This is a genomic window from Bullifex sp., assembly GCF_034103065.1.
Taxonomy (GTDB): Bacteria; Spirochaetota; Spirochaetia; order Sphaerochaetales; family Sphaerochaetaceae; genus Bullifex.
In genome coordinates this window covers 1-10,361 of record NZ_JAXEGN010000042.1, presented here as the reverse complement: position 1 = coordinate 10,361, position 10,361 = coordinate 1, and the positions used below count along the sequence as shown (strand labels likewise).

The following is a 10,361-nucleotide window of genomic DNA, read 5'->3' as shown; positions in this document are numbered from 1 at the left end:
GACAGCCTATGTTCTTCCCAACACTCATTTAAAATATGTAAAACTTCTATTGACAAGAGGTCACATCATAACAGTTTGTCGTTAAAGTTTGTTCTATTGTATGTAGAAAATTAATGCTTAATAAGAGTTGATTTACCAACTTGCTTGATCCAACTACTAGAGTACATTTGCTAGTTTTTACTCTAGATTTTAATATTTCTGAAATAGCTCTTTGAATATAAGCCATAATAAAACCTCCGACTAATCTAAATTAAGATTTTATATTAGTCGCAATTATAAGTTATTTATTTTATGTGAAAAATGTTATACTCATTATACCCTGTTATATAGGGTATAGTGGGTATAATAAGCTTTAGGAGAAAAATGAAATATGAAGAATTAATTGCTAGGATATCAAAACTAGAGCGTAATATAGCTATTTTACCTGCAGGTAGCATAACCAAAAAAACTTTAAGAGGTAATGATTATTTTTTATCATAGGGTAAATGTATCTGGTAATTCTCTATAGGATATATTACTGATGAGTATTAACTTGTAGGTGAAAGAAAGAAGCCTATTGGATATGTCATGCAATAATCAGCTAGAGTTTTTTCTTTTAGCCCACCATATAACAAAACTCTATGTTGGTATGAGCAGAAAGCCCCTGCTGGGGCCAACTTAATCGATTACTTTATTAGAGCAATTGCTTTAGAAACAATATTATCAACTGTAAATCCAAAGGTATTACATAAGTAGTCAATGTTTCCTACTTCTCCAAATTGTTCGCCTACATTGATAAAACTCATTCTAACATCAATTCTCTGTGTAAGATATCCTGCAATCATTTCACCAATTCCCCCACAATATCTTCCATTTTCTAGGACTAATACTTTTTTTGTCTTAGTAGCATATTTTTCAATTAAACCTGTATCTAGAGGTCTAATCGTATGAAGATCTATTAATGTAGCATCAATTCCTTTCGATTTGAGAATTTGTATTGCTTCTACTGCTTTAGAAACAAGAAGAGCACCTGTCGCAACAATTGTTAAATCTTTACCTTCGTTTAATACAATTCCTTTACCTAGAACAGCTTCTCCTCTTTTGTATCTGTGCTCAATACCTTTTCTATTGACTCTAATATATGAAGGCCTTTTTGTATCATAAATTTGTTTAATTAAGTCATAGCAACTTTCTGCATCAGATGGTTCCACTATTGTAAGACCTGGAATTTGTCTCATTAATGCAATATCTTCAAAAGGCATATGCGTTCCACCATTATACTGAGCTGTAACACCAGGATCTGTTCCAATTAGATGAAGAGTTTGACCTGCATAACCAATAGAAATAAACATTTGATCATAATCTCTTCTTGAAGCGAAACATCCAAATGTATGAGCAAAAGGAGTATACCCCATTGAAGATAATCCTGCTCCAACACCAATCATGTTCGCTTCTGCAATACCGCAATTAAAAAAACGATTTGGAAATTTTTCTTTAAAAGCATTTGAACCAAGACAACTTGCTAAATCTGAATCTAGCATTACTACATCATCATGTTCCTTGCCTAAATCAATAATAGCAGCCATTACTGCATCTTTCATATTTGTAAGTGATGATGTATCAGTCATATCCTCTCTCTCCTTTCAAGCTCTTCTATAGCTTTTTCAGCAACATTGAGATCAAAAGTCATACTATGATTAGCAACAATTCTTTCTCCAGGAATAAAACCTTTAGATTTGATTGTGTTCATTATTATCATAGAAGGCTTTTCTTTTTGATTTTTAGCTTTTTTTATTGCATTTCTTAGTTCATCAAAGTTGTGTCCATTTATTGTTTGAACAAACCAATTAAAACCTTCCCACCTTTTTTCTAGGCCATCCATATTTATTATTTCTTTAGTGTATCCATCAAGTTGTTGCCCATTGCGATCAGTGAAAACAATAAGATTATTTAACTTCCAAGATGAAGCACTTTCTGCAGCCTCCCATATTTCTCCTTCTTGACTTTCTCCATCTCCAATAACAGCATACGTATATGAGTTCGTATAATTTTTTAATCTTTGCCCTAAGGCAATTCCTACGGCAGCAGATAATCCTTGTCCGAGAGAACCTGCAGTAAAGTCAATGCCAGGAGTTTTTCTCATATCACAGTGAGAAGGTAAATTAGTGCCTCCTTGATTTAGTGTAGATAACCATTCTTTGGGAAAATATCCTTTATCTGCAAGAACTGCATATACAGCTGGTCCAGCGTGACCTTTTGAACAAATAAATCTATCTCGATCATCTTTCTTGGATAAATTCATTTCTTCATAGTAAAGAAATGTGAGCATTTCAATTATGCTCATTGCTCCACCAATGTGTCCTGATCCAAAGTTACCTATGGTTCTAATTGTACTTTCCCTGATAGCAAGAGCTTTATCTTTTAGAAAACTATTATCCATTATTACCACCATTTAATAAGGTCTGTTACTTCTTTTCTTATTTCGACAAATTTATCATCTGCAATATTTCTTGGATAAGGAAGATCTACATTTAAAATCTTTTTAACAGTAGTAGGTTTATTAGACATAATTAGTATTTTTTGAGCAAGATATACGGCTTCTTCTAAGTTATGTGTAATGAACAATACTGTGCTTCCTGTTTCCTGCCACAGTTTAATTACTTGATCTTCAAGATAATATCGCATCTTAATATCCATTTGTCCATAAGGCTCATCCATGAGGAGTAAGTCTGGATTCATAGCAAAAGATCTTCCTATTACTACTCTTTGTTCCATAGAAACAGAAAGCTCATGAGGATATGCTTTCATATATTTCTCTAGCCCAAGTATCTTTGAAACTTTTGCAACTTGCTCGTCAATAAATGATTTATCTTTCTTTTTTATTTCAAGACCATATCGAAGATTTTTTTCAACTGTTAACCAAGGGAAAGTCGATGGTTCTTGGAATACAAATGCTAAATTGTGCTTTTCTGGATTTGCAGGTTCTCCATCAATTAGAATTTGTCCTTGGGTAGGTTCAATTAACTTTGTTAATAGTCTCAAGAAAGTAGTTTTACCACATCCTGTAGGGCCTACTAAGCATACAAATTCTCCTTTTTTAATATTAAAATTTACATCTTTGAGAACTTCAAGTGTATCGAAAGACTTGCACAGTCCTTTTACTTCAACTTTATTATTTTCCATAATTTTCTCCTTTTTCTCAAAGTGCCATATCTGTATTTTTTTCAATCATTTCTCTAAATGCTAAGAACTCCGGACTCATATTATCTCTAGGTCTAGGCAGGTTTGGGACATAGATTTGTTTTACTTCTGCAGGACAGGATGATAATAAAATAATTCTATCACCTAAAGTGACAGCCTCTTCAATGTTATTTGTTACAAAAACAATCGTTCTTTTGTCTTCGTTCCAAATACGAAGAATTTCATTTTCCATCATGTATCTTGTCTGAGCATCAAGTGCACCAAATGGTTCATCCATTAAGAGAACTCCAGGATTTGTAGAATATGCTCTTGCAATACCTGTTCTTTGCTTCATGCCACCAGAAAGTTGTCTTGGATAACTATTTTCAAAGCCTTTTAACCCAACTAAATCGATGTACTTTTCTGCAATTTCTCTTCTTTTTTGCTTGTCAGTGTGTTTAATCTTTAGACCAAACTCTACATTTTCTATTACAGTTTTCCAGTCCATTAAAGCTGTCTTTTGAAAGACTAGTCCGAAACCATCATTTACTCCTGTAAACTCTTTGCCTTCATAGAGCATTTTTCCTGTTGTTGGCTCTTCTAATCCTGCAATGATGTTTAATAATACAGTTTTTCCACATTGACCTGGTCCAAGAAGGACAAGGAATTCATTTTCCATAACATCAAAAGAAACATCTCTTACTGCTTCTTGGGTCTCTTTTCGTGAGTAATATGATTTAGAAATGTTTCTTAATGACATTTTTACTCTAGATTTGTCTTCCATGGGCATAGTCTCCTTTCAAGGAATGATAAACAGATTGAAATTAAATAACCGACAACACCAATGATACACATTCCTACAATTATCATTGCAACGTCATAAGCTTCCATACCTCTTGTGATTAAAAAACCGACACCAGATTTACTAGCCATCATTTCAGCTGCTAATACAACCATCCAACCACAGCTAACAGCAGTTTTTAAGCCTGCAAAGATTGCCGGAAGAGCTGCAGGCAGTACAATTTCTTTCAGAATTTGTACACTTGAAGCTTTGTATATCTTTCCTACATTAAGTAATACTGGTGGTACCATTTTTACACCTGTAATTGTGTTCATTAATATTGGTACATAAGCACCTAGTGTTACAAGAAATACCTTGGAAAACTCGCCAACCCCAAACCAGAGTATTACTAAAGGTATCCAAGCAATTGGTGGAATAGGGCGTAGAAATTCGAAAATTGGAGAAACAAAAGCATTAATTTTTTTGCTCCATCCCATGGCGAGTCCAAGGGGAATACCAATAATAGTTGCACATAGCACAGCTAGTAATACTCTTTTTAGAGAAGCAAGAATATGTCCTCCTAGAGAAACCTTGCTTATAGGACGGCCTAACATTGCTTGAAATTTCTTAATACAGGTAAGGGGGGATGGTAAGAAATCTGGATTATTAATGGATAATATTGACCATAGCAATAAAAATAGGCTAAGTGACAGTAACGTAAAGGCTACAGTAACTAACATTTCTTTTTGTTTTTGCTTCATTTCTGTGTCCTCCAAGGTGTTGCTTTTTTCTCAATGAAAGATAATCCTGCTGACATAAGAGCCCCTGATATTCCTATTACTAACATTCCACAGATAATAATATCTGAGCGAACAAAGTTTCTTCCTTGTTGAATCATGTACCCTAAACCTCTTGTGGCAGCAAGCATTTCAGCTGCAACAAGTGCTGACCATGCATTTCCAAGTGAAATTTTTAAGCTTGTAAATACCATAGGTAGAGAGGAAGGAATACATACTGTTTTAAAAACTTGCCATTTTGATGCACCACAAGTTTTTGAAACATCAATTAGTGTTTGGCTTGTCATTGTTACACCTGTGTATGCATTTATAACGCATGGAACAAAAGCTGAAACAAAAATTATAAATGCTTTTGCTTTATATCCTATTCCGAGCCAGAGAATTGATATTGGAATCCACGCAATAGGTGGGATAGGTCTCATTATCTCAAATAATGGTCTAATCAATCTATTAGCTGTTTTATAATAACCCATTATCCATCCGAGTGGAATGCCAATAATTACAGCGATAATAAATCCGCATAGCGCAAGGCGGAAACTTGCCCAAAAGTGTTGTGGTATTGTTGAGCCTTCTGGCGTAGGATCAACTAGCTTTCTGAAAAATGTACTTACTACCATTGATGGTGGATTAAGATACCTCAACTCTATAAGTCCTAATCGAACAATCAACTCCCAAATTCCAAAAAAACAAACTAAACCTGCCAATGCAATAAAGAAAAGATTTCTAAATTCTTTCTTCTTATTTCTATTTTCCACTTCAATGGAGGAAAGTTTTTTTACTTCTTCAGCCACTTGAAATAACTCCTATAGTTTGGGCTGCAAGGTTATACCCCCGCAGCCCTAAAATTTCATTAAATACTAAAGATTATTAAAGTGCGTTGATAAACTGTGGGTCAAGGAAAGATCCTGTTGCAAGCTTATCATAGCTTTCTTGGGTAATATTACCCTGTTCAAGCATGTATTGTGCAAAGTTGAGGAACATGTTAAGAAGGCCACCATTATTCATTAAATCTTTCTGTTGCTCAACGGTTGGGAATGGTCTGAGAGCAATTTCTTTTTTACAGTCATTTACATTTGTTGTAATACCTTCATCCATTGAGAATTCATATAACCACTCTGGTGCTTTATCTTGATTTGCTCTAATAACTTCAACACCTTCTGTATAAGTCTTTAACCATCTCTTTACTAATTCTGGTTTTTCTTTTACAGCCTTATCTGTTGCAATAATTAAATTGTAGAAATCGACACCAACAGCTTCTGCTGAAGATACCTTTACCCAACCTTGATCTGCTGCAAGATAACCAAATGGTGCCCAAAGGGCTACAGCATCTGCTTCACCAGCACGGAATGCAGGATATGCTTGTGCTACTGTCATATCAATAACTTCAACATCTTTTGTTGTGAGTCCGAAAAGAGATAGAGTTTTAGCAAGAACCAATGAACAGTTTGAAACACCTTGGCAAATGATTTTCTTTCCTTTCCATGTGTCTGCAGTTCCATAAACTTCTGGATGGTTACTAATCTGGCCTTTTGTTTTTGCAAGATCGCTATCTGGTCTTACCCAAATATCAATTGTCTTACCATCATATACTGTTGCACCAATTACTTTCATATCGTATCCAATACAGCCAACTACTGCACCAGCAAGGCCTGTTGTTCCAACATCCCATGCATCAGAAGCAATTGCTTCATTCTGAGCAGCACCACCTCCATACATTGTTACTTCTGGCTTTAATCCGTTTGCTTCATAAATACCATTATCAATAGCTACTGTGGTTGGTAGTCCATGAATATATGGGTGATGGCTAACACGAATAAGATCAAGAGAAGAAGTTTCTTCTTTTGCTCCGTTTGCAAATACTGTTGTGATTGCAAGAAGAATTACAACAGCTACTGTAAAGATTTTTTTCATTTTACACTCCTTTTTATGATGGTAAAATTTTTTACTGGAAAACGTTTTCCATATACTATAGAATAACATGTATAAATCACATGTCAATCAAAAAATTTGTGAAAAACTAAAAGAAGAGTTAATATTAAAATTATTAAATTCAGGAGCAGGGGACTATGAAAGGAAATAGTGTGACTATTAAAGATGTTGCAAGTAAAGCAGGGGTATCAACAGCAACAGTATCAAGGTATTTAAATAATAGTAGAACATTTCCTGAAAATATTACTTCATCTATACAAAATGCTATAGAATCCTTGAACTATGTTCCAAATGAAAATGCACGGAGTTTAAAACATAATAAAACAAATGTTATAGGCATTATTATCCCTGATATGGTTGTTTACTCGTACATTATGCGCGAGATTGAAAGAGTTCTTTATAATTATGGATATAGTGTGATTATGGCAAATAGTGGTTTTGATTCAAAAAAGGAATCAATACTTCTTCAAAATTTGATACGCCAAAGAGTTGATGGTATTTTGCTGGCATCATGTGGGCATAATTCTGAGCAAATAAAAACTATTGAAGGACAAGGTATTCCAGTTGTTCTATTTGACCGTTATCTTGTTGATATGCCTAACATGCCATATATCCTTGAGAAAGGTAGAGAATGTGTGAGAAAAATTGTTGAATATGCAATTAGTCAAGGTCATAGAAAAATTGCATACATAAAAGGTCCTGAAGAATATGTATCAAATGAAAGATTTGAAGAGTTTTTAAAAGTTTTAGATGAGCACAATATAGAGCATTGTCCTCGCTTTTATTATAGCGATGTAACTCAACAAGACAAAATAAGAGAAGTCAGCAATGATATTCTTAATCATATTGATGAAGTATCGTTGGTTATTACAACAAATGGAAAACAAATTAAAAACTTTATTATGACTGCTCATGAAAGAGGAATGGAAATACCCAAAAGTATTTCAATTACAGGTTTTGGATTAGAAGAATATAAAACTCTTTTTTTATCTCCAATTACTTGTATTATTCAAAACCATAAAACAATTGGAAAAGCTTGTTCTGAAAAAATAATAGAGTTAATAAATAATAGAAAATTGATGGGAAAAAGAAGTATTATTGAGATTGATAGTGAATTTTTTATTGGTGAATCAGTAAAGAATATTAATTAATTTTTTATATAAACCAAAATATCATAAGCTTTTGAAAGTTTTTAACTTATTGTCTTGACATGTCTCTTAGCATAAGGCTTTATCTGTCCTTACCCAAACCATTAAGGTATTCTTCTACATTAAGATATTTTACTTCTCCATCTATTTTGCTCTTTCCCCGATAGATTACGTATTTACTGGTAATTGTACCATAGCGAAACTCGGTATCTTTGCATTTCTGCCAATCTATCAAATGCCTGTATTGCTGAGGCACTGCAACAGAACTATGTTTGATCTCGAAGATTTCGCAACTTACTTGTTCTGGATCAAAGATTACCATATCAAATTCACCCACAGCAAAGGTTAGCTTGAATACTTCTTTCTTAGGGTAAGCTTTTTTTGTTTCAAGTAGTACAATTTCCTCCATCATTCTGCCTTTAATATCATCTAGTATTCTATCTATGATTCGTTTTCTTTCTATACCAGAAATATTTTGGAAGATGGCGTCTTTCATAAGCTGTGTAATAAGAGCGTTTGCCTGTGCATAGCGTAAACCAGGTTGAGAAATAACTGTTAAATAAATTTTTTCATTTACAACTGGTAGCGTTTCGACTGGTATATCTACTGTCAAATCCAATAAGTCAAGGTATTCCTTTATTTCTATTTTATGAGCTTCTTCAATTTTCACATTCTGTTCATTTTTATTCAGAATTTCTAATGCTTTTTTAAGATTGGCAGTTAATTTGTCCTTATCAATGTTATCAAGGACATCAGTAGGCTGATTTGAATCTTTGCGAAGGTTTCTAGCAGATAATCCAAGATCATGAGAAATAAAATCGCGTACCAGGACATCAATCGTAAATCTATGGTTGATATCCTCTACAATGCGATTGATAGCACTGGTGAGTTCTTTTTTGTCATACAGGCTTTGCAGGTGTCTAAAATGTCCTGCATCCTGGTAATATTTCAGTGAATGCTGAATATTTTTTGCAATTGCACTGTCAACATATTCATCCGTACTTTTCTTACTGGAAAAAGTAGAATGTTCATTGTAATGAACTCCTCCCAGGCTCATAGTGCCACCATAGCGAATATATTCATCAATACCATGAATACCCAAAACACTCTCAAATTCTCGGTATGGAATAAATGTTGTGTGTAACATTTCGCAGCGATCATAAAGCTGTTCATCTGCTGAAAATAAGAATCCCAGTGAATCAGTTCCTGATAGAACTATTTTCATACCACAGGCTGCATAAATATCTGAAAATAGTGCGGCTCCTTCAATGAAATCTTCCATTAGTGTTACTTCATCTATAAAAACATAGCGAAATCCTTGATTAAGTAATTTCTTCAAATCCTGATTTACAGTGTATAGAGTATCTTTCTGTTTTACCTGAATGAAGGCAGCTTTGTTAAATTGCTTTGTATTCATACTTAGTATTGACTGTTGAATAAGAGTGGTTTTGCCAGTTCTTCTCAGCCCATATAAAATGAGAACTCTGCTGTCAGTATCACCGTTTAAAAAAGTTTGTAATTTCTGAAGACAAGAACGGCTTTTCAAATTTGCTGAACGAAGTGCAAACCTTTTCAAGGTATCGCCTGTTAATACATCAGTCTGAAAAACTGGAGAAATAGATGATTTAGGAAGCAATGCCTTTGTTTCTTTAAGTTCCTGCTGTAATTCTCTACGCTTTTCAATTAGCTCAGCCATTATAGTGGCATCATCATTATTAAGGTATTTACTTTTCTTTTTACCATTTTCTGTCCACTGGTGATATTGACGTATTTTTCCGTTAATTGTTTTTCGTGATATATAACCATGTGGAAGTTTCTCTATCTCTTTTTCCAGCTGTGCGATTTTTTCCTGCAAATTATCCAAGATGAATACCTCCTTTTATATAACCCCATTATAACCCCTTGGTATATAATAGTAAATAATAGGGGTTATATAGTTGGTATAAAATAAAGCTAAGAAACCTGACAAGACAATAAGTTAAAAAATATCCGGATAGTTATGCTACCTCTTCATTATAAATATTATGGAAAGTAACCTCTGCATATACTTCATGCTTTATCATTTATGAACTTTGATATTGTGATTCTTTATTTAAAAGTGAATCTAATCTTTTATTTCAGATATTTGGTAGGAAGATATTGGTTCTACTATTTTACTAGTAATAGAACTTTATTCTTTAATACATTTGTTGCTAAATGAGCATTAGACAGAATTATGGATATATGTATTGCTATTCGAGGAGTTAGTTACCGTGGACAGCAAAATTTTGTTTACAAAATCTCTACAAGTTCTGTTTTTAAAGTGACAGTTCTATAGTATGGTTTTTCTTTTCGTTCCATTTTAACTGACTCTAGCACTGGCAAGGGGGGCTATGGCCAGGAAAGGGAGAATCGTCTAGCAGTATCGGGTATGACTATACAGCAATCCAGAAAAAGGTGAATGTGCTGTTGAGATGAATTTGGTTCCTTGCCTCTACTAGTATTATCGATGAATATATCGATAGAATTATTGATATATATAACTACATATGGTATGTTTTTTATAAA

The 10,361-nt window shown here is 33.7% G+C and carries 9 protein-coding genes; 1 reads left to right on the top strand and 8 read right to left on the bottom strand.

Annotation, left to right across the window (positions count from 1 at the left end; translation table 11 throughout):
• Positions 1-665 precede the first annotated feature (665 nt).
• From SOY52_RS01695 to SOY52_RS01665, 7 genes are all read right to left on the bottom strand, one after another.
• Positions 666-1,607, bottom strand: a complete 942-nt coding sequence (locus tag SOY52_RS01695; RefSeq protein ID WP_320847255.1) for a transketolase family protein — start codon at positions 1,605-1,607, stop codon at positions 666-668.
• Positions 1,604-2,419 (bottom strand): transketolase, encoded by an 816-nt coding sequence (locus SOY52_RS01690; protein ID WP_320847254.1) that lies wholly within the window; start codon positions 2,417-2,419, stop codon positions 1,604-1,606. Before SOY52_RS01690 ends, SOY52_RS01695 begins: the two co-directional genes overlap by 4 nt.
• A 2-nt stretch (positions 2,420-2,421) precedes the next feature.
• Positions 2,422-3,162 carry an ABC transporter ATP-binding protein gene (locus SOY52_RS01685; RefSeq protein WP_320847253.1) on the bottom strand — a complete coding sequence of 247 codons (741 nt, stop codon included), beginning with the start codon at positions 3,160-3,162 and terminating at the stop codon, positions 2,422-2,424.
• Between the two features lie 16 nt (positions 3,163-3,178).
• Positions 3,179-3,943 carry an ABC transporter ATP-binding protein gene (locus SOY52_RS01680; RefSeq protein ID WP_320847252.1) on the bottom strand — a complete coding sequence of 255 codons (765 nt, stop codon included), beginning with the start codon at positions 3,941-3,943 and terminating at the stop codon, positions 3,179-3,181.
• Positions 3,922-4,701 (bottom strand): ABC transporter permease, encoded by a 780-nt coding sequence (locus SOY52_RS01675; RefSeq protein WP_320847251.1) that lies wholly within the window; start codon positions 4,699-4,701, stop codon positions 3,922-3,924. The genes SOY52_RS01680 and SOY52_RS01675 overlap by 22 nt, the downstream gene beginning before the upstream one ends.
• Positions 4,698-5,528, bottom strand: a complete 831-nt coding sequence (locus SOY52_RS01670) for an ABC transporter permease (RefSeq protein ID WP_320847250.1) — start codon at positions 5,526-5,528, stop codon at positions 4,698-4,700. The genes SOY52_RS01675 and SOY52_RS01670 overlap by 4 nt, the downstream gene beginning before the upstream one ends.
• Before the next feature lie 76 nt (positions 5,529-5,604).
• Complete coding sequence (locus SOY52_RS01665) at positions 5,605-6,648, bottom strand: ABC transporter substrate-binding protein (protein WP_320847249.1); 1,044 nt, start codon at positions 6,646-6,648, stop codon at positions 5,605-5,607.
• 155 nt (positions 6,649-6,803) lie between these two features.
• On the opposite strand from SOY52_RS01665, the gene SOY52_RS01660 reads away from it, so the two are divergent.
• Entirely contained in the window at positions 6,804-7,817 is a 1,014-nt protein-coding gene (locus tag SOY52_RS01660; protein ID WP_320847248.1) for a LacI family DNA-binding transcriptional regulator, read from the top strand.
• 79 nt (positions 7,818-7,896) lie between these two features.
• Here SOY52_RS01660 and SOY52_RS01655 read toward each other — a convergent pair whose 3' ends face one another.
• Positions 7,897-9,678: an AAA family ATPase gene (locus tag SOY52_RS01655; protein WP_320847247.1), complete on the bottom strand. Its 1,782-nt coding sequence runs from the start codon at positions 9,676-9,678 to the stop codon at positions 7,897-7,899.
• Positions 9,679-10,361: the final 683 nt, after the last annotated feature.

Bases quoted from the DNA above. Each gene is read 5' to 3' on its own strand.
- SOY52_RS01695 (WP_320847255.1), bottom strand. From the start codon at position 1,607: ATGACTGATACATCATCACTTACAAATATGAAAGATGCAGTAATGGCT.
- SOY52_RS01690 (WP_320847254.1), bottom strand. From the start codon at position 2,419: ATGGATAATAGTTTTCTAAAAGATAAAGCTCTTGCTATCAGGGAAAGT.
- SOY52_RS01685 (WP_320847253.1), bottom strand. From the start codon at position 3,162: ATGGAAAATAATAAAGTTGAAGTAAAAGGACTGTGCAAGTCTTTCGAT.
- SOY52_RS01680 (WP_320847252.1), bottom strand. From the start codon at position 3,943: ATGGAAGACAAATCTAGAGTAAAAATGTCATTAAGAAACATTTCTAAA.
- SOY52_RS01675 (WP_320847251.1), bottom strand. From the start codon at position 4,701: ATGAAGCAAAAACAAAAAGAAATGTTAGTTACTGTAGCCTTTACGTTA.
- SOY52_RS01665 (WP_320847249.1), bottom strand. From the start codon at position 6,648: ATGAAAAAAATCTTTACAGTAGCTGTTGTAATTCTTCTTGCAATCACA.
- SOY52_RS01660 (WP_320847248.1), top strand. From the start codon at position 6,804: ATGAAAGGAAATAGTGTGACTATTAAAGATGTTGCAAGTAAAGCAGGG.